Source organism: Pseudomonas sp. (genome assembly GCF_051660785.1).
Lineage (GTDB): Bacteria > Pseudomonadota > Gammaproteobacteria > Pseudomonadales > Pseudomonadaceae > Aquipseudomonas.
Genome location: NZ_JBOFQE010000006.1, coordinates 152,916 through 172,525, shown reverse-complemented (window position 1 = coordinate 172,525; position 19,610 = coordinate 152,916). Strand labels below are relative to the sequence as shown.

General features: G+C 58.8%; 14 protein-coding genes. 6 read left to right on the top strand and 8 right to left on the bottom strand.

Translation table 11 applies throughout. The features are described 5' to 3' along the window. Positions 1–43: 43 nt before the first annotated feature. The 3 genes from ACRC4F_RS02120 to treP form a co-directional block, all read right to left on the bottom strand. Positions 44–1,279: a maltoporin gene (locus tag ACRC4F_RS02120; protein ID WP_438657867.1), complete on the bottom strand. Its 1,236-nt coding sequence runs from the start codon at positions 1,277–1,279 to the stop codon at positions 44–46. 93 nt (positions 1,280–1,372) lie between these two features. Continuing rightward, complete coding sequence (treC, locus tag ACRC4F_RS02115) at positions 1,373–3,019, bottom strand: alpha,alpha-phosphotrehalase (RefSeq protein ID WP_438657866.1); 1,647 nt, start codon at positions 3,017–3,019, stop codon at positions 1,373–1,375. Positions 3,020–3,150: 131 nt separating this feature from the next. After that, on the bottom strand, positions 3,151–4,593 hold the full coding sequence (treP, locus tag ACRC4F_RS02110; protein ID WP_438657865.1) for a PTS system trehalose-specific EIIBC component: 1,443 nt from the start codon (positions 4,591–4,593) through the stop codon (positions 3,151–3,153). A gap of 237 nt (positions 4,594–4,830) precedes the next feature. Here treP and treR point away from each other — a divergent pair, with 237 nt between their 5' ends. Beyond that, positions 4,831–5,535 carry a trehalose operon repressor gene (gene treR / locus ACRC4F_RS02105; RefSeq protein ID WP_438657864.1) on the top strand — a complete coding sequence of 235 codons (705 nt, stop codon included), beginning with the start codon at positions 4,831–4,833 and terminating at the stop codon, positions 5,533–5,535. A gap of 99 nt (positions 5,536–5,634) precedes the next feature. Then, positions 5,635–8,676, top strand: a complete 3,042-nt coding sequence (locus ACRC4F_RS02100) for a membrane-targeted effector domain-containing toxin (protein WP_438657863.1) — start codon at positions 5,635–5,637, stop codon at positions 8,674–8,676. Between the two features lie 92 nt (positions 8,677–8,768). Here the strand turns inward: ACRC4F_RS02100 and guaA are convergent, their stop codons facing one another. The 4 genes from guaA to ACRC4F_RS02080 all read right to left on the bottom strand — a co-directional run bounded on the left by guaA (position 8,769) and on the right by ACRC4F_RS02080 (position 13,647). Then, a complete protein-coding gene (guaA, locus tag ACRC4F_RS02095; RefSeq protein ID WP_438657862.1) occupies positions 8,769–10,346 on the bottom strand; it encodes a glutamine-hydrolyzing GMP synthase in 1,578 nt (525 codons plus the stop codon). A 100-nt stretch (positions 10,347–10,446) separates the two neighbouring features. Continuing rightward, positions 10,447–11,916, bottom strand: a complete 1,470-nt coding sequence (gene guaB / locus ACRC4F_RS02090) for an IMP dehydrogenase (protein WP_109634587.1) — start codon at positions 11,914–11,916, stop codon at positions 10,447–10,449. A 207-nt stretch (positions 11,917–12,123) separates the two neighbouring features. After that, complete coding sequence (locus ACRC4F_RS02085) at positions 12,124–12,672, bottom strand: sugar ABC transporter ATPase (RefSeq protein WP_109634588.1); 549 nt, start codon at positions 12,670–12,672, stop codon at positions 12,124–12,126. 207 nt (positions 12,673–12,879) lie between these two features. Continuing rightward, positions 12,880–13,647 carry a sulfite exporter TauE/SafE family protein gene (locus ACRC4F_RS02080; RefSeq protein WP_438657861.1) on the bottom strand — a complete coding sequence of 256 codons (768 nt, stop codon included), beginning with the start codon at positions 13,645–13,647 and terminating at the stop codon, positions 12,880–12,882. A 100-nt stretch (positions 13,648–13,747) separates the two neighbouring features. Between ACRC4F_RS02080 and ACRC4F_RS02075 the strand changes: the two genes are divergently transcribed. Genes ACRC4F_RS02075 through ACRC4F_RS02065 form a run of 3 tightly spaced genes read left to right on the top strand, consistent with a single transcriptional unit; the run spans position 13,748 to position 16,924 of the window. Beyond that, entirely contained in the window at positions 13,748–14,692 is a 945-nt protein-coding gene (locus ACRC4F_RS02075) for a LysR family transcriptional regulator (RefSeq protein WP_438657860.1), read from the top strand. A 27-nt stretch (positions 14,693–14,719) separates the two neighbouring features. Beyond that, the gene (gene xseA, locus ACRC4F_RS02070; protein WP_438657859.1) at positions 14,720–16,099 is read left to right on the top strand and encodes an exodeoxyribonuclease VII large subunit; all 1,380 of its coding nucleotides are present in this window, start codon (positions 14,720–14,722) and stop codon (positions 16,097–16,099) included. Between the two features lie 3 nt (positions 16,100–16,102). Further along, a complete protein-coding gene (locus ACRC4F_RS02065; RefSeq protein ID WP_438657858.1) occupies positions 16,103–16,924 on the top strand; it encodes a peptidoglycan DD-metalloendopeptidase family protein in 822 nt (273 codons plus the stop codon). A 136-nt stretch (positions 16,925–17,060) separates the two neighbouring features. Here ACRC4F_RS02065 and ACRC4F_RS02060 read toward each other — a convergent pair whose 3' ends face one another. Then, on the bottom strand, positions 17,061–17,417 hold the full coding sequence (locus ACRC4F_RS02060; protein WP_438657857.1) for a hypothetical protein: 357 nt from the start codon (positions 17,415–17,417) through the stop codon (positions 17,061–17,063). Between the two features lie 391 nt (positions 17,418–17,808). Here ACRC4F_RS02060 and leuA point away from each other — a divergent pair, with 391 nt between their 5' ends. Then, positions 17,809–19,488: a 2-isopropylmalate synthase gene (gene leuA, locus ACRC4F_RS02055; RefSeq protein WP_438657856.1), complete on the top strand. Its 1,680-nt coding sequence runs from the start codon at positions 17,809–17,811 to the stop codon at positions 19,486–19,488. Positions 19,489–19,610 lie beyond the last annotated feature (122 nt).

The following is a 19,610-nucleotide window of genomic DNA, read 5'->3' as shown; positions in this document are numbered from 1 at the left end:
TTCTTTGAAGTGCCGATGGAGCGCGAGGCTCCGACAGCATCGCTTATTTCCACCAGTACTCGACCTGCAATCCGACATTCGAACCGTGCCGCGCGGTGCCGAAGGCGCCGGTATCGGACAACGCCGACCCCTTTGCCAGTTCATTGGCCGCCCGTTTGGCCGCCTCGTTCCATGTGGCATAGGTGTAATACAGACGCACCTCGGGCCGAGCCCAGAATTCCGGGCCTTTGGGCGACCACGTCGGGGCGAAAGTGAACTTGCTCAGCTTGCGTGTGCCGCCTGTGGCTTCGACCTGATCGTGACCCAGTTCAGCCACCAGTTTGAGCTGCTCGGTGATCGCGTAGGCCGGACGAATCCCCAAAGACATCCAGTTTTGATCGGCCCCGTCCGGGCGTATGTCTTTCTGGTAAACCGCTTCGACTTGCCCACCGAATCGCGGTGTCACTTGCCAGTCGAAAAACTCCACCACCCGGTAGCTCTTGTTGCTGTCGTCCAGCTTTACGTTACCGGTATAGCCCAAGCCAGTGCCGGGACCTTCGCCGTACTGGAAGGCCAGTTTGTTCTTGCCGCCCAGAAAGCCCTTCTGCACATGCTGGGTGGTGACTGCCCAGCCGCGATGCGCGTTGCGGCTGTCGGGTTTGTCGATATAGCTCAGACCGAGCTCCAGTTCACCACCAGGGTTGGTCTGGAAACCGGCGACGTTGAAATCGTGCCGGTTGATGTAGTCCTTCTGGTACAGGTTGTCCTTGCGCGAGAAGGCGTAGCTGTACTTCAGATCACCGATCAGTACATCCTCGATACCACCACCCGTGGCGCTCTGGTTCCAGTAGTAGAAGTCGGAAATATGAATGTCGTTTCGTTTGTAGTAACGCCGACCGGCCCACAGCGAACCGCCGTTGAGGCTGGGCATGTTCGACCATTGCGCATACAGCTGGGGCATGCGCACCGAGCCGTTATCGCCGTTGAACGTCAGGTCCTTGTCGTACTGGTTATACAACGAAGCCATGCCATCGACACTCAGTACCGAACCGTCGTCCAGGGTGTACAGGTCCTGGCGCAGTTCAAGCTCACCGTACTGCTCACACTCGTTGCCCAAACGATATTTGGTCTGCGCGCCCGGCAGTTGGAAACACTGTTGTTTACCACTGTTGACCGACGTTCCGACGCCGCTGCGCAAGTAACCGCCGAACTCCAGGGCCTGCGCCGACAATGGCAACGCCAGGCATAAGCTCGCGGCGGCAAGGCTGCGATTTAGTGTTGTTTTCAAGAACCACCCCATTATTTTTATTGTGTTGTTCCGCAAAATCGGCGCGCAAAACTCCCCCGCGCAGCGTTCTGCGTGTTTTTTAAAGTCGGTGTTTTTAGTGGTCGGTCAGTCGGTCAGGTGCAAAACGAACGACTCATAGGGCCTTAAGGAAATCTGCCGGTTTCGCGGCGGACAGTCCGGGTAGTTGCTGATGACCACACGCTGGACCATGGCTTCGCTGATCACGTCATCCGCCAGTTCGACTTCGCACGGCGTGCCGTAGAAGTTGTTCAGTACAAGCAAACGCTCGCCATCCCCTTCACGCACATACGCCCAGATTTGCGTGTGCTCCGGCAACAACTGCCGATAGACGCCATCGCAGATCAGCACTTCACTGCGGCGCAGGGCAATCAACTGTCGGTAGTGATGCAGCACGGAGTCCGGGTCGTCGAGCTGCGTGGCGACGTTGATCTGCGTCGAATTGGCCGGCACGCCAATCCAGGGTTGTGCGGCGCTGAATCCTGCGTTCGGCTCGGCGTTCCAGTGCATCGGCGTACGGCCGTTGTCCCGGGACTTCTGCATGATCGCCGCCATGTTCTCGGCATCATTGGTTCCCGCCTCGCGCTTCAGGCGGAAGATGTTCAATGTCTCGACATCGCGGTACTGATCGATGTGATCAAACCCAGGATTGGTCATGCCCAGCTCTTCGCCCTGGTACACGAACGGTGTGCCCTGAAGAAAGTGCAGCGCGGTGCCAAGCATCTTCGCCGACACTACGCGATGCTCGCCGTCATGGCCAAAACGCGAGACTACGCGTGGCTGGTCGTGGTTACACCAGAACAGCGCGTTCCAGCCACCGCCGACCTGCATGCCGGTCTGCCAGTCCGAGAGGATGCGCTTGAGCTCAAGGAAGTCGAAGTCGGCGCGAACCCACTTCTGCAGGTTCGGGTAATCGACCTTCAGGTGATGGAAGTTGAAGGTCATCGACAGTTCTTTCGAATCCGGTTTCGAGTAGCGAATGCAGTGCTCCAGGCTCGTGGAAGACATCTCGCCGACGTTGATCAGCTCGTGACCTTCGAAGACTTCGCGGTGCATTTGCTGCAAGTATTCATGCACGTTCGGGCCGTCGGTGTAAAAGCGTCGACCGTCGGTGTTGTCCTCGGGGAAATCCGCCGGTTTGGAGATCAGGTTGATCACATCCAGGCGGAAACCGCCCACACCTTTATCGCGCCAGAACCGCATCATGTTGAAGACTTCTGAGCGGACTTTCGGATTGTCCCAATTCAGGTCAGCCTGGGTGTGGTCGAACAGGTGCAGATAGTACTGACCGGTTTGCGCCTCGTATTCCCAGGCCGAACCGCCGAACTTGGATTCCCAGTTATTGGGCTGATCGCGCCAGATGTAGAAGTCGCGATAGGGATTGTCGAGGCTGCTGCGGGCCTGCTGAAACCAGATGTGCTCGATCGAGGTGTGGTTGACCACGATATCGAGCATCAGCTTGATCCCGCGCTTGCCGGCTTCGGCGATCAGCAATTCGCAATCGGCCATGGTCCCGTAGCTTGGGTCGATGGCGTAGTAATCGCTGATGTCATAACCATTGTCGCGCTGGGGCGAACGCAGGAACGGCGTGATCCACAGGCAATCGACACCCAGCCAGTGCAGGTAATCGAGTTTGGCGACGACGCCCAGCAAATCACCCGTAGGGTTGCCGGCGTGGCTGTGAAAACTCTTCGGGTAGATCTGGTAGATCACCGAACGTTGCCAGTCTTGCATGGCGCTATTCCTTCAATAAGTTTTGTATCGGCCTTGAGGGCCTCATCGTCGGAACGCCGCCCGGAGCCGGCTCGCTCCCACATTGGAATGCGATCACCTGTGGGAGCTGGATCGCTCGCGATAGCGATCTGTCAGGCGACCCGATATCCCGGCCGAACAATCTTCATGCTCAATCCGCAAGTCAGAACAAACGGCACGACCATGGCGATGACCATCCCGATCACGAACATCGGAATGAACTGCGGAATGATCGAGATGAAACCGGGCAAGCCACCGACACCGATTGCCGAGGCCTGGACCTTGTTCAGCGACAGGAAGATGCAGCCCAGCGCCGAGCCGGTCAGGGCCGCATAGAACGGAAACTTGTAGCGCAAGTTGACCCCGAACATGGCCGGCTCGGTGATACCGAAATAAGCGGAAATCGCCGAGGTCGAGGCCATGCTTTTGTCTCGTACATTGCGGGTCATGTAGAACACCGCCAGTGCTGCGCTGCCCTGGGCCAGGTTGGACATGACGATCATCGGCCAGATGAACGTGCCACCCTGGGTGGAGATCAGTTGCAAGTCGACTGCGAGGAACATGTGGTGCATGCCGGTGATCACCAGCGGCGCATAGAGCAAACCGAAAATCGCGCCCCCTACCATCGGTGCAAGATCAAACAGGGTCACCACGCCTTCAGTGATGAGAATGCCCAGATGCCGTGTCACCGGGCCAATCACGGCCAGTGCCAACACGCCGGTGACGACGATGGTGGTGATTGGCACCACCAGCAATTGCACCGCGTTCGGCACCCGCGCCCGCAGCCATTTTTCGATGACGCTCATCACGTAGGCCGCCAGCAGGATCGGCAGGATCTGCCCCTGATAACCGACCTTTTCAATCTGGAACACACCAAGGATGTCGAAGTACGGCAGGCTTTGGCCATCGAGACCGGCGACGGCCTTACCGTAGTTCCAGGCGTTCAGCAGGTCCGGGTGAACCAGCATCAGGCCGAGCACGATACCGAGGATTTCGCTGCCGCCAAATCGCTTGGCCGCCGACCAGCCCACCAGCGCCGGCAGGAACACAAACGAGGTGTTGGCCATCAGGTTGATCAGGCTCCAGAGCCCGTCAAGTTTCGGGTAGGCATCCAGCAGCGTCTGGCCTTCGATGAACATGCCCTTGGCACCGATCAGGTTGTTGATGCCCATCAACAGCCCCGCGATGATCAACGCCGGCAGGATCGGCATGAACACATCCGAGAACACCCGCACCAGACGTTGCATGGCGTTTATCTTGTCGGCGCTTTTTTGTTTAACGTCGGCGATGGTTGCCGCGGCCAGACCGGTTTGACGGCGCAGTTCGGCATAAACCTTTTCGACCTCGCCGGGGCCGATGACTACCTGGAACAGGCCACCGGTGAAGAAAGAGCCTTTCACAAGATCAATCTGATTCAGCGTGGCGCTGTCGACCAGGCTCGGGTCCTTGAGGGCCAGGCGCAGGCGTGTGACGCAGTGCGCGGCCTGCTCGATGTTGTCGCTGCCACCGAGGCTTTGCAGCAGCTCGCTGGCGATGTTCGGATAGTCGTGGCTCATGCTTGTTTTTCCGCTGTAGTTTTTTGTTTTTGGCAGCACGCCGAAGCGAAAAGTACTCGTCTGTACGAGTTAAAGCAACAACTCGTACAGACGAGTTTGATTTCGTTTGATCTGAACCTGACCGACGGCGAAATTTCCTACGTGTAAAGTGGCTGAAACCCAAAGCCGCATGGACAAACCCCTACCCTGCCCTTAAGGTTCGAAACCTTGAGTACATCGCGGCACAGAGCCATCCCCATGAGTAAATACAACCAGATCTACAGCGATCTGCTTGCCAGCATCACGACCGAACGTCTGGAACGTGGCGCCCGGTTGCCTTCCGAAACCGAGTTGATGGACAGCTATCAAGCCAGCCGCGGCACCGTGCGCAAGGCCATCGAGCAATTGCAGGAGCGCGGTTTCGCCCAGAAAGTCCACGGCAAAGGCACTTTTGTACTGTCGACCAACCCGATCGAATTCCAGTTGGGCGGCATCGTCAGCTTCCAGGAGACCTATCCGCGGCTGGGCAACGACGTGAGTACCGAGGTGGTCGAATTCACGCAAATCCCTCTCGAAGGCTCACTGCTCGAACACATCAAGGCGCAAGAAGGCAGCCTGATCACGCGGATCAAGCGCGTGCGGCGGATCGACAGCAAACGCGTGATCCTCGACATCAACCATTTCGTCAGCGACGTGATCCCCGGCCTGACCCGCGATATCGCCGAGCAATCGATCTACGCCTTCATCGAGCAGACCCTGCAACTGCAAATCGCCTACGCCCAGCGCACCATCGAAGCGATGCCCCGAAGCAAGGACGACCAGCAACACCTGGACCTCGACGGCCAGAGCCATGTGATCGTGGTCAGCAACCAGACCTTCCTGCAGGACGGCCGCCAGTTCGAGTACACCGAATCACGGCACACCCTCGACAAGTTTTACTTTTCGGACGTGGCCCGTCGCTGACCCTACACGGTCGCGAAGTGCGTGTGGGCATAACTATGTAGTGCACTTTCCTTGAGCAAGCGGGCAATCATCGCTGCCCAATTCTCAAGGAGCGAGAGCATGCCCGTTGATCAAAGTACTGAAGCGTTACCCAATGCCGCCGACAAGGAAAAACTCGCACTTATTGCGCCCCGCGTAGTAGCTGCCTGCCCCGGTTTGCAGGAAGAGGCCCATGCGGTCGCCAGCGAGATCCTGATCAGTCACGGCATCACCCATCTGGACCCGGACCAGGTCTGGTGGCATCGCTTCGACAACGTTTCTGCCAGCAGTACCAAGGCCTTCCTGTTCTGGGAGCACTACGCCAAACCCTGCGAATCCCTGACTTTGACGCAACTGGTCATACACCGCTACCGCGTCGCGGATCAGGACAATGCCGATCTACTGGACGGCGACGGCGGGTTTTACACGGCGGACGCAACAGCCAGCATTTACAACGAAACCAATGAAGTGCGGATGTACCCCAGCGAGGTCCTGCGAGACCTGTGGCAGAAGAACCTCAGCGATCGCTATCTGAACAAACTGAACGCCTTCTGGAGCAGCCATTTCGATGATTTCCGCGCCCTGGCCAAATGCAATTACCTCAGCAAAGCGGTCGAGGCCCGGCAAAACGGTCAGCTGGAGAAGGAAGATTTCCAGACGGTGGTCAGGGCTGTCGTCGGCGATGGATCCTGGCCGATCACGTTGGCGTCCTTGCAGGCCCAGACCTCTTCGCCTTCAGGTCTTCGTGTCTGCGCCCTCGATGTCGCGGGGCATGTCGCCACCGATATTCTGCGCATCGTCAGCCTTGATGGCCGGCAGATCACTTACGTTCCAGGAGCGGTAGAACCCTTCCAGGTGCACCCGACACCCACGGACATGCATTGGTGGATGCTGCTGCAAATGAATGAGGAGCAGCCCCGAACCGAGTTCATGACGCATTTCCCGCTGCCGGTTCGTCAGGATGTCCACGACAACATCACCCCGCTGATGAACCAGTTGGTAGGTACTTGGGGTCAATACGACCACCACCTGATCAATCAAAAAGACATCACCATCAGCGGTGACGCGTTCACCTGGCAGAGCCGGGCCGTGCAGCGCACGATGCTCGAAGAAGCCGATCTGACGCTGGTGACCAATGGACAGATGCGCAAGCAGTTATGGCTGGGTTATCTGACGGCCGGCCTGCACGTGTTCGGTCCATTGGCGATACTCGGCTGGCCAATCGCACTACCGGTGATCGGGGCCAGCATCGCCGCAATGGGCTTGAACATCGACAAAGCGGTCAATGGCAAAACAGCGGCAGAGCGTAAGGCCGGCGTCATCGGCGCGGTGCTTGATGGCGTCAATACACTGTTCAACATTCCGCTGCTCAAGGAAGTCAGCGTACTGGAAGACGTTGGAGCGTCGGTTGACGCGGCAGAAGCGGCCGAAATGGCGGATCTGAAAGGCACTGACAATCTTGACGACACAGTGGGCGCACAGGCTCCGCATGAGACCGAAAACCCGGAGGGTGTAATCAGTCAACTGGACACGTTCACTCCCTTGGAACCGGAACAACTCTATGCAGTGCCGGAACACTGGCAAAGCAACGAGATCCTGGAAAGCGAATCACCTCTGGCAACAAGTGGAAAGTTTCAGGGCATCTACTCGCTCAACTCTAACCCCTCAACCGCCATCATGATGAACGACACCGCTTACTATGTGCGCTACGAAGCCGATATCAACGGCGGCGGTACGTGGGCCATCATCGATCCGGAAAATCCGCACGCCGCTTCAGGATCCATTCCCGTGCGCCTGAATTCCGAGGGTGAATGGGAACTGGCGCCGAAAAGCGGATTAAAGGGCGGTGGCAAGGATCTTCCCGACACCGTTCCGGGCTCCTCTCGCCTGCCTACTCATGTCCGCCCGCCGGCCAGACTTTTTGGACTGCGGACGAACTACGATGCAACCAACGGTCGGTCGCTGAATTTTCTGGCGTTAGGCGAAAAGGAAACACATGTAAAAGTCGTCTACCTTCCGGACGGGACCATTAAAGGAGTGTCAAATTACGAACAATTTGTCGCCGAACGTCGCGCGGCACTCACAAAGGACGCGCGCGAATTCCATTCACCCAGAAACTTCTTTGCCTCATTGCCTCCTCGTCCAGTGCAGCCCGTCATCACGCCGTCCACAAGCATCACGGAGCTGATTCAGAACATATTCGATGCGGCGCCCGGTTTAGTGATTGGCGAGAGCCAGGACCGTATTGCCAGCATGCGCTTCCTTATCGAAAACATGCAGGTTTTGGCCAGGCAGGGTGTCAAGACGATCTACATGCATCGCCTGCTCAATGACTTCAGTCAATTCGACCTCGATGTTTTTGCCAGAACCGGAAAAATGGATGGCATGCTGGAAAAGTACCTGGAACTGCTGCAAAGCGATCCTTCAGGTCAATTCACCCCACTGGCGGTGGTCAAAGCCGCTCAACAATACGGGATACGTATCCAGGCAACCGACTGCCTGGCGAGCTTCAGGTTTGAAGGTGCGCCTTTTGGCGACACGACGGAACAGTCCATCAAGAACTACCTGACCAACACGATTATCAAGGCCAGTGAATCCATCCATGGTCCGGGAAAATGGGTGGTGCTGACAGGACAGGAGAACACCAATACCTTCAGAGGCATCGCCGGCATCAGCGAGATGAACGGAGGCATCGGGTTGCGAGTTGAAGAAATCCTTCCCGAACGAAGCCTGCATATCGAAACAGACTACGGGATCGAGGTGAGCCGAAACGTTGGCCCGGCAGTCGGACAAATGCAGGGGGACTTCGACACGCTGTACGCCGACGTCAGCGTTCAAGTGCCGGCGCCACTGATTGAACGGACACCGGCTCAAATCGACCAGCTCCTGATCCGCCAGGGCATGTTCAACATCAATAAATCAAACGGGGTCTACACGCTGAGTCATTACAGCAGGACAGGCCAGATTGTGCGTACGCTGATCGAGCGCACAGCGGATGGTGGTTTTCTGATCAATCGTCCTGCCTGGACCGATATACATCAGGTGACCTATTCAAGCGTTGCTCTGCTGGCTCGCGCACTCAGCCGCATGGGCATGGTGCTTGAAGGACGTCTGCCTGTGTAATCAGCACAACACCTGAGCCGATACGCAAAAGGCCCCGTGAATTCACATTCACGGGGCCTTCAGTTGTTACGCACGATCAGCTGAAACCGGGATCACTCCCACTCGATCGTCGCTGGCGGCTTGCTCGACACGTCGTAAGTCACGCGGGAGATGCCTTCGATTTCGTTGATGATCCGGCCGGAAACGGTTTCCAGCAGTTCGTAAGGCAGGTGCGCCCAACGCGCGGTCATGAAGTCGATGGTTTCCACGGCACGCAGGGCTACGACCCAGGCGTAACGACGGCCATCACCGACCACGCCAACCGATTTCACCGGCTGGAACACCACGAAAGCCTGGCTGACCTTGTGGTACCAGTCGGCCTTGCGCAGTTCTTCGATGAAGATATGGTCGGCGCGACGCAGCAGGTCGGCGTATTCCTTCTTCACTTCACCGAGGATCCGCACGCCCAGGCCCGGGCCCGGGAACGGGTGACGGTAGACCATGTCGTACGGCAGGCCCAGTTCCAGGCCCAGACGACGGACTTCGTCCTTGAACAACTCGCGCAGGGGTTCAACCAGCTTGAGGTTCATTTCTTCCGGCAGGCCGCCCACGTTGTGGTGCGACTTGATCACGTGCGCCTTGCCGCTTTTCGCGCCAGCCGACTCGATCACGTCCGGGTAGATGGTGCCTTGGGCGAGGTACTTGATGTTGTCCAGTTTGTTGGACTGGGCATCGAAGACGTCGATGAAGGTACGGCCGATGATCTTGCGTTTTTTCTCTGGGTCGCTTTCGCCAGCCAGATTGTCGAGGAACTGGTCCTCAGCGTTGGCGCGGATCACCTTGACGCCCATATTCTCGGCGAACATGGCCATCACTTGCTCGCCTTCGTGCAGACGCAACAAGCCGTTGTCGACGAAGACGCAGGTCAGCTGGTCGCCGATGGCTTTGTGCAACAGCGCGGCGACCACCGAGGAGTCAACGCCGCCGGACAGGCCGAGCAATACGTTGTCGGTGCCGACCTGAGCGCGAACGTTGGCGATGGCGTCTTCAGCGATCTTCGACGGCGTCCACAGGGCTTCACAGCCGCAGATGTCGAGGATGAAACGCGACAAGATGCGACCGCCCTGTTTGGTGTGGGTCACTTCCGGGTGGAACTGCACGCCGTAGTAGCCGCGAGCGTCGTCGAACATGCCGGCAATCGGGCAGCTCGGGGTGCTGGCCAGGATGTGGAATTCCTGCGGCATCCTGGTGACCTTGTCACCGTGGCTCATCCACACGTCGAGGCCGAACAGGCCGTCAGCGTCGATGTGGTCTTCGATGCCGTCGAGCAGGCGGCTCTTGCCGACCACGTCGACACGGGCGTACCCGAACTCACGCAGCTCGGAACCTTCAACCTTGCCACCCAGCTGTTCAGCCATGGTCTGCATGCCGTAGCAGATACCGAAGACCGGTACGCCCAGGTCGAATACCGCTTGCGGGCAGCGTGGGCTGTCGGCGACGTGCACGGACTCGGGGCCGCCGGCGAGAATGACGCCTTTTGGAGCGAATTCGCGGATCGCTTCTTCATCCATATCGAACGGATGCAGTTCGCAGTACACGCCGATTTCACGCACGCGGCGGGCAATCAGCTGGGTGTACTGGGAACCGAAATCGAGGATCAGGATGCGGTGAGCGTGGATGTCGAGGGCCATGATTCAGTCTCGTCTAAGTCATTCAGAAACAGTCGTGATTCAGAAACAACTCGGGGCTGAATAGAACAGCCCCGGGTTACTTAACGTTTTGCTGGAAGCCTCAACCTACGCGGTAGTTTGGCGCTTCCTTGGTGATCTGTACGTCGTGGACGTGGGACTCGGCCATGCCAGCGCCGGTGATCCGCACGAACTCAGGCTTGGTGCGCATTTCTTCGATGTCGGCACTGCCGGTGTAACCCATCGAGGAACGCAGGCCGCCCATCAGTTGATGGATAATGGCGCTCAGGCTGCCCTTGTACGGAACACGCCCTTCGATGCCTTCCGGAACCAGCTTCTCGGCACCCGCGGAGGAGTCCTGGAAGTAACGGTCGGAGGAACCTTGGGCCTGGGACATGGCGCCCAGCGAACCCATGCCGCGGTAAGCCTTATACGAACGACCCTGGAACAGTTCGATCTCGCCTGGCGCTTCTTCAGTACCGGCAAACATCGAGCCCATCATTACGCAGGAAGCACCGGCTACGATGGCCTTGGACAGGTCACCGGAGAAACGGATGCCGCCGTCGGCGATCAACGGAACGCCTGTGCCTTCAAGGGCAGCGGCGACGTTGGCGATGGCACTGATTTGCGGGACGCCGACACCGGCGACAATACGGGTGGTGCAGATCGAGCCCGGGCCGATACCGACCTTGACCGCATCGGCACCCGCTTCGGCCAGGGCCTTGGCAGCAGCGCCGGTGGCAATGTTGCCGCCGATGACCTGCACTTCAGGGAAATTCTGTTTGACCCAGCGAACGCGGTCGATCACGCCTTTGGAGTGACCGTGTGCGGTGTCGACCACCACCACGTCAACGCCGGCATTGACCAGGGCAGCTACACGGTCACCGGTGTCTTTACCTGTGCCGACGGCAGCGCCAACGCGCAGACGACCTTGATCGTCCTTGCTGGCCAGCGGGTAAGCCTTGGCTTTTTCGATGTCGTTGACGGTCATCATGCCTTTGAGGGCAAATTTGTCGTCGACGATCAGAACGCGTTCAATGCGGTGCTTGTGCAGCAACTCGCGAACGTCGTTTTTGTCGGCGCCTTCCTTGACCGTGACCAGCCGCTCTTTAGGCGTCATCACTTCGCGGACAGTGGCTTCCAGACGATTTTCGAAACGCACGTCACGGGAAGTGACGATGCCGACCAGGTCGCCATTGTGCAAAACCGGAACGCCGGAGATGTTGTGCTGGCGGGTCAGTTCGAACAGTTCACGAACCGTGGCGTCGGCCTCGATCGTGATCGGGTCCTTGACCACACCGGCTTCGTAACGCTTGACCTTGCGAACTTCGGCAGCTTGCTGCTCGATGGTCATGTTCTTGTGGATGATGCCGATGCCACCTTCCTGAGCCATGGCAATTGCCAGACGGGCTTCAGTGACGGTGTCCATGGCGGCAGAAACCAGAGGAATATTCAGCTCGATGCCACGGGTTAGGCGGGTCTTGAGACTGACTTCGTTAGGAAGCACCTCGGAATAACCAGGCACTAGGAGAATGTCGTCGAATGTCAGAGCTTCTTGGCTGATACGCAGCATCGCGGGGGCTCCCGAGCGGGAAAATGGAAGCGCGCCATTATAGTCAGACACCCCCTCGGGTTCAATGTAAAACTCTGTCTATTATCGACGTAGTGATCGACGGGAGATTTTAAGGGCATCACCAGCAAGCCGGCTCCTACAAAAACACCGCAGATCTGTAGGAGCCGGCTTGCTGGCGATGAACGATAACGCGCTCCATCAGCCGGATTACAGTTCGACTTTCACCCAACTGACAGGCTGGTCGAGCCAATCGGCAAACTCATCGATAAAGCTCTGCTTGAATCCGGCCTCGGCCCAGTTGTTAAAGATGAATCCCAGGTTGGAAAAACCGCATTCCTGCAGGAAAAGAAACCCGTTGATATCGTCTTCATGCCCGCATTCCGGGCAGGTGAAGTTATCGGTACGCCCCGGCATCCAGTCTTCCAGGCTTTCGAACAGCGCTTCGCCGACTTCCTTGCGGCACTCGGCGCAACCCGCCTCCTCCAGGAACCCCTTGGCTGGTGTGTAGATGCAGCGCTTGGTGATGATCTCCAGGCCATTGATCGGCTCGCCGAATGGCAGCGCTTCCGGATGCAACACAACAGCCCGTGCACCGTCGCCGATGGCATGGGCCATGCGATTGCCGGTGCGACCACAGGTGGTCAGTTCCTCTTTGACGATGTTCTTGCGCACCAGCCAGCGCACGACCGCCCGGGCCCGGGGTTCGTGCACCGGCAGCGTAGAGATTTTCGGGACGATGATGCTTTGCGAATTCATGGTGCAAGCCTAGTGCAAATGCTGAATGTTCACCCTTGTGGCGAGGGAGCTTGCTCCCGCTCGAGTGCGAAGCAGTCGTAAACCAGTGAATACGGTCAACCTATACGACAGAGGTGAATGATTTTGGGGCCGCTTCGCAGCCCAGCGGTAGCAAGCTCCCTCGCCACAGGATCTGCGGTCGGCAGCTTAATCCCTGACGAAATCCGGTCAAGTACTCAAATAACGCCCGATCAAGGCAATCCCGCTGGCCAGCACCAACCACGTCACCAGCCGCACGAACGCCTCGCGGGACAATCTCATGGTCAACCGCCGACCGATCCACAGCCCCAAAGCCATGGCGGGCAACAAACACAGCGCCAACACCAACAAGGGTAGCTCGGCATACACACCCGCGATGGCAAACAAGCTCAAGCGCACCACGGTGCTGCAACTGATCAGCGCACTCTGGGTCGCCCGCGCCTCTTCTTTCGGCAACCGGCTGTTCAAATAGATCGCATATAAGAAGCCGCCACTGCCAAACAGCGCCCCGAACATCCCGCCCACCGTGCCCATCGGCACGGCCCAACCGGCGGACAATTGCGTCGGCCGGGTTTTGACCCACAAGCTGTAAACCGCATAGGCGCTGATAAAAAGCCCCATCAACAGCAACAACACATCGGATTTGAGGTTCAGCAGAAAGATCACCCCCAGCGTGCAACCCACCGCCATGCACGGCAGCAGCCGCAGCAACTCGGGTTTCGCCACATCCCGCCGCGAAGGCAGCAGATTGCCGAAGGCTGCGACGAAATCCAGCAACACCAGCAGCGGCACGATTTTCGACAACGGCATGAACAGAATCAGAATCGGCCCCGCCACCAACGCGGTGCCAAACCCGGCGATGCCAAATACGATATAGGCCAAGGCGATGCCCAATCCGATCACCAGCCAATCCGTGGCGCCGAATGGCCATTGGTTCAACATCTCAAGCACATTCATCTGCACGGCTTCCTTGATTACCTGTGATGACTTTAGCCAGCGCCGAGTCTTGCGACTAATATCTTCAAAGCCACTCACCCATCTCAAAAAGGCATGCCTGGTGCTTTCAACCCGCCAATTGCGCTACTTCGTGGAAATCGCCGACTGCGGAAGTTTCAGCGCCGCGGCCGAACGTCTGTTCATTGCTCAGTCAGCCCTGAGCCGGCAAATAAAGGACATGGAAACCCGGTTGCAAACGCCATTGTTCGAGCGCACCGCACGCCAGCCCCGACTGACGGCGGCCGGTGAAGCCTTCTTGCCCCGGGCCAGAAACCTGCTGAACGAACTGACCAAAGCCACCGAGATGGCCACCCAGGTCGGCAATGGAGAACTTGGCACGCTGCGCCTCAGCCATTCCAGCACCGTGCCCATGAGTGGCCGCCTGCTGCGAAGCATCAGCAACTATCTGGAGCAGCATGCCGGCGTGTCCATGGACATCGCCAAGCTGTCTTCCGAAGCGCAACTCGAAGCGTTGGCCGACGGTCGCGTGGATGTCGGACTGCTGCGCCTGCCGGTATTGCGCCAACGTGAAGGCGTGCAGATTGTTCCTTTATATAACGAGCGCTTGCTGCTGGCCGTGCCCCCCAACCACAGGCTGGCTGTGGATAAGTCCGCTCAAGGCATCGAGCTGGCGCAATTGAAGGATGAAGCGTTTATCTCCATTCCTCATCCGCAGCGTGGCGGGTTGAGTTATCTGTCTGCCGAGTTGTGCATGCGCCAGGGATTCTTCCCGAAAGCGGCGCGGGTGGTGTCACGCAAAACCACGCAACTGCAGTTGATTCAGGCCGGGTTCGGCATCGCCCTGCTGCCGGAATCGATGCGAGACATTGCGCCGCCCGATATCCACTTCCTGCCTCTGACCGACCCGGATTGCCACAGCACCGTCGCCCTTGCCTGCCGGCAGAATCCCACCGCATTGGTCCAACACTTCCTCAAAACCTGCACCGATCACTGTGGGAGCGAGCCTGCTCCCACAAGGGGATTTTCGCTGGGTCATGGAGATTGATCATCGAATGCCTTTAAACTGCGCCCCATGATTAAAGATCCCTTTGCAAGACTCGGCCTGGACCGTGAAGTCCTGACTGTCAGCCAGCTCAACGGCCGCGCGCGGGTGTTGCTCGAAGACGTGTTCAGCAACATCTGGGTCGAAGGCGAAATCTCCAACCTCGCCCGGCCGGCGTCCGGCCATGTGTATTTCACCCTCAAGGACAGCGGCGCCCAGGTGCGTTGCGCGTTGTTCCGGCAGAACGCGGCGCGGGTTCGTCAGGCGTTGAAAGACGGTCTGGCGGTCAAGGTGCGCGGCAAGGTTTCGCTGTTCGAGGGGCGTGGCGACTATCAGCTGATCCTCGACACCGTGGAACCGGCCGGTGACGGTGCCCTGCGCCTGGCCTTCGATGCATTGAAGGAAAAACTCAGCGCCGAAGGCCTGTTCAGCGCCGAGCGCAAAGTGCCGTTGCCGGCGCATCCGCAGCGCATCGGTATTATCAGTTCTCCGACTGGCGCAGTGATTCGCGACATCATCAGTGTCTTTCGCCGCCGCGCCCCGCAGGTCCAGCTGACGCTGATCCCGACCGCCGTGCAGGGCCGTGAAGCGACCGCGCAGATCGTCCGTGCCCTGAAACTGGCGGACGCTCGCGGATTCGATGCGCTGATCCTCGCCCGTGGCGGCGGTTCGCTGGAAGACCTCTGGTGTTTCAACGAAGAAGCCGTGGCTCGCGCCGTGGATGCCTGCGTGACACCGATTGTCAGCGCTGTCGGCCATGAAACCGACGTCTCGATCAGTGACTTCGTGGCCGACGTCCGCGCCCCGACGCCGTCCGCCGCCGCCGAATTGCTCGCACCGGATTCCAGCGACCTGGTGCGTCGGGTCGAAAGCCTGCACCGTCGTTTGGTGATGCGTATCCGCGACCGCTTGATGCGCGATCGGCTGCGCCTGGAAGGCATGTCCCGTCGCCTGCGTCATCCCGGTGAACGCTTGCGCCAACAAGCGCAACGTCTGGATGACCTGGACATGCGCATGCGCCGCGCTTTCGAACGCAGTCTCAACACCCGCCGCGAACGGCTGATTCGCCTGGAAACCCGCCTCGCCGGGCAACACCCGGGACGGCAACTGGCGCTGCTGCGTCAGCGCCTCGACAGCTTCGCCGAGCGCCTGCCGCGTGCCATGCGCGAAGGGCTCAAGGCCCGTCGCCTGCAACTGCAAAGTCAGGTGCAGACATTGCAGGTGGTCAGCCCGTTGGCGACCCTCGCCCGTGGCTACAGCATTTTGCTGGACGAGCGCGGCAACGCGATCCGCAGTGCCGAGCAAACCCACACCGGTCAGCGTCTGAAAGCCAAACTGGGCAGCGGCGAGTTGCATGTGCGGGTCGAAGACAATCACCTGACGCCTGTCACCCTTTCTTTACTGGATTGATCCATGCCGCGTTTTTTAGCTCCGCTGCTGTTGCTGTGCCTGACCTTCAATGCCCACGCCGACAGTTACATCACTCGCCTGTTGAACAAACCGGTGCCGGGTGGCGTGGCCGTGGTGGATCTGGGCGCTTCTGCCCAGGCGCCGAAAGCCAGTTATCAAGGCAAACCGGTGCTGGTGGTCAAGGAACAGAACAACTGGTTGGCGATTGTCGGCGTGCCGTTGACCGTCAAACCGGGGGCGCAGTCCATCAGCAGTGGCGGTCGCAACCTGAGTTTCACCGTCGGCAACAAGAAATACCCGGAACAGCGCATCACCTTGAAAAACACCCAGCAGGTCAATCCTGACCCGGACAATCTCAAGCGCATCGAGCGCGAACTGGCCGAGCAAATCGCCGCCTACCGCACGTTCAGTCCCAATACCCCGAGCAACCTGCAGCTGGACAAACCGGTCAACGGGCCGCTGTCGAGCAAGTTCGGTGTACGCCGGTTCTTTAACGGTGAAGAACGCAATCCCCACTCAGGCCTGGATTTCGCCGTGGGCGCCGGCACACCGATCAAGACCCCGGCTGCCGGTAAGGTGATTCTGATCGGCAATTACTTCTTCAATGGCAACACGGTGTTTGTCGACCATGGGCAGGGCTTTATCAGCATGTTCTGCCATATGTCGAAGATTGATGTGAAGGTGGGGCAGCAATTGGCTCGCGGTGGCGTGGTCGGGAAAGTTGGCGCCACCGGGCGGGCGACCGGGCCGCATATGCACTGGAATGTCAGCCTGAATGATGCGCGGGTGGATCCGGCGATTTTTATCGGAGCGTTTCAGCCTTAACTAGTCGGTGAGGCTGCCGGCCCCATCGCGGGCAAGCCCGCTCCCACAGGGTGATCGTTGTTAACACAAATTTTGTGTACCCCAATGTCCACTGTGGGAGCGGGCTTGCCCGCGAAGGAGGCAGCACTGACACCGTCTATTCCGCCTCAAGATCCTCAATCCCATGGGCTTCCCGGTCCGCCAGGCAATGCTTGATCCACTCCTGTGTCTCCACCGAGAAGCCAGCCAATTCTTCAGCCGTGATCAACTCGCGGGCGCACAACCCCAGCAAATGCGACCGAGCCTCATGCCGTGAGAACCTGAACACACCAAACGCCCAATACAGCTCCTTTTGCCTGGACTGAAGCAGCTCTTCAGTGGCTTCAATCCGCTCGTATGGCTCAAGGCTTTTATCCAGCACTGTGCGCTCGACCTCCTCCATGATCCGGATACACATCCGTTCGTGCGCCTTCGGACGCAGCGCGCTATAAAGTTTCCAATCCGACTCGTTCATTGCCGACTCCGTCCGGTCGCCCATTGAGGCTTTAAGAATAGCTGCCGCCACTCAGACAAGACCGCGAACTTTCAATTGCGCAACGCTCAAACCTCGCGCAAACATCAAAACGATCACACCCATTCACGGCAATAAAATCGCGACAAGAACGCTATTTCGAGTATTCCTCTCAATTTTTTTCGACTGCTTGCCATCCTCCACCCCCGAGGTTAGGGTTGAAGGCATGAAAACCTCTCACACCCTCATTCAGCTTCGCCAGCACCGCAGCCTGTGCCTTGTCAGCGCACGACTGCCGGGCTGAATTGCGGTGCCTCGCCCCACGCTTTTCCCCAAGAACAGTTGATCCACCGGCAGGCCGCCTTTTTTCGGCCCACACAATAAGGATTTCCCGATGAGCATGCTCAAAGACCCGTCTTCGAAATACCGCGCGTTCCCGACCATCGATATCCCGGACCGCACCTGGCCTTCGAAGACCATCACCGCAGCGCCTATCTGGTGCAGTTCCGACCTGCGTGACGGCAACCAGTCGCTGATCGAGCCAATGGACGCGGTCAAGAAGCTGCGTTTCTGGAAAACCCTGGTGCAGGTCGGTGTGAAGGAAATCGAAGCCTCTTTCCCGGCCGCTTCGCAAACCGACTTCGACTTCGTGCGTACCCTGATCGAAGGCAACCACATCCCGGACGACACCACCATTCAGGTGCTGACCCAGGGCCGTGAAGACCTGATCGAGCGCACCTTCGAGTCCCTGCGCGGGGCGAAGAAAGCCATCGTTCACCTGTACAACGCGACCTCCCCTTCCTTCCGCCGCATTGTCTTCAACCAGGACAAGGACGGGATCAAGGAAATCGCGGTAAGCGCGGCCAAGCTGTTCGTCAAATACGCCGCCCAGCAACCGGACACCGAGTGGACCTTCGAATACTCGCCGGAAACCTTCAGCGCCACCGAACTGGAATTCGCCAAGGAAGTCTGCGACGCGGTCATCGAAGTCTGGAACCCGACGCCCGAGCACAAGATGATCCTCAACCTGCCGGCCACCGTCGAATGCGCGACCCCGAACATTTATGCCGACCAGATCGAATGGTTCGGCCGTCACATCAACCGTCGTGACAGCGTGATCATCAGCCTGCACACCCACAACGACCGTGGCACCGGCGTTGCGGCCACCGAACTGGGTCTGATGGCCGGCGCTGACCGTGTCGAAGGCTGCCTGTTCGGCAACGGCGAGCGTACCGGTAACGTCGACCTCGTGACCGTGGCACTGAACCTCTACACCCAGGGCATTCACCCTGAGCTGGACTTCTCCGACATCGACGGCGTGCGCAAAGTCGTCGAAGAGTGCAACCAGATTCAAGTGCACCCACGTCACCCGTACGTCGGCGACCTGGTTCACACCGCGTTCTCCGGCTCGCACCAGGACGCGATCCGCAAGGGCTTCGCCCAGCAGAAACCAGACACGCTGTGGGAAGTGCCGTACTTGCCGATCGACCCGGCCGACATCGGCCGCAGCTACGAGGCGGTGATCCGCGTCAACAGCCAATCGGGCAAGGGCGGTATCGCTTACCTGCTGGAACAGGAATACGGCATCAGCTTGCCACGTCGCATGCAGATCGAATTCAGCCAGGTCGTGCAGCGTGAAACCGATCGCCTGGGCCTTGAGATGACTGCCCAACAGATCCACGCCTTGCTGCACAGCGAATACTTGCAGGCCAACACCCCGTACGCGCTGGTCAGCCATCGCCTGCAGGAAGAGAACGGTCACAGCGCCGTCGAAGTGGAAGTCTCCGGCAAAGGTCAGGGCGAAACCAACCTGCACTGGCGCGGCAAGGGCAACGGCGCGCTGGAAGCGCTGGTGGCCGGTCTGCCGATTCCGGTGGAGATCATGGACTACAACGAACACGCGATCGGCGCGGGCACCAATGCCAAGGCAGCGGCCTACATTGAACTGCGTGTGAACGGTGAACGTGCGGTGCATGGCGTTGGTATCGATGAAAACATCACCACCGCAAGCTTCAAGGCCCTGTTCAGCGCGCTGAACCGCTCCCTGAGCCAACCGGAAGCGAAAGCGGCGTAAGCCTTCGCTGAAACGCAAAAGGCCCCTAGGTGAAAACCTCGGGGCCTTTTTGTTTGCCTGAAAATTATGCGGTGGCGGTCATGGCCTCATCGCGGGCAAGCCCGCTCCCACAGTGATCGAGG

Coding starts and splice junctions, on each gene's coding strand:
- ACRC4F_RS02065 (WP_438657858.1), top strand. CDS start 16,103: ATGCCGCGTTTTTTAGCTCCGCTGCTGTTGCTGTGCCTGACCTTCAAT.
- treR (WP_438657864.1), top strand. CDS start 4,831: ATGAGTAAATACAACCAGATCTACAGCGATCTGCTTGCCAGCATCACG.
- ACRC4F_RS02080 (WP_438657861.1), bottom strand. CDS start 13,647: ATGAATGTGCTTGAGATGTTGAACCAATGGCCATTCGGCGCCACGGAT.
- treP (WP_438657865.1), bottom strand. CDS start 4,593: ATGAGCCACGACTATCCGAACATCGCCAGCGAGCTGCTGCAAAGCCTC.
- ACRC4F_RS02100 (WP_438657863.1), top strand. CDS start 5,635: ATGCCCGTTGATCAAAGTACTGAAGCGTTACCCAATGCCGCCGACAAG.
- ACRC4F_RS02085 (WP_109634588.1), bottom strand. CDS start 12,672: ATGAATTCGCAAAGCATCATCGTCCCGAAAATCTCTACGCTGCCGGTG.
- ACRC4F_RS02120 (WP_438657867.1), bottom strand. CDS start 1,279: ATGGGGTGGTTCTTGAAAACAACACTAAATCGCAGCCTTGCCGCCGCG.
- guaA (WP_438657862.1), bottom strand. CDS start 10,346: ATGGCCCTCGACATCCACGCTCACCGCATCCTGATCCTCGATTTCGGT.
- xseA (WP_438657859.1), top strand. CDS start 14,720: ATGATTAAAGATCCCTTTGCAAGACTCGGCCTGGACCGTGAAGTCCTG.
- guaB (WP_109634587.1), bottom strand. CDS start 11,916: ATGCTGCGTATCAGCCAAGAAGCTCTGACATTCGACGACATTCTCCTA.
- ACRC4F_RS02060 (WP_438657857.1), bottom strand. CDS start 17,417: ATGAACGAGTCGGATTGGAAACTTTATAGCGCGCTGCGTCCGAAGGCG.
- leuA (WP_438657856.1), top strand. CDS start 17,809: ATGAGCATGCTCAAAGACCCGTCTTCGAAATACCGCGCGTTCCCGACC.
- treC (WP_438657866.1), bottom strand. CDS start 3,019: ATGCAAGACTGGCAACGTTCGGTGATCTACCAGATCTACCCGAAGAGT.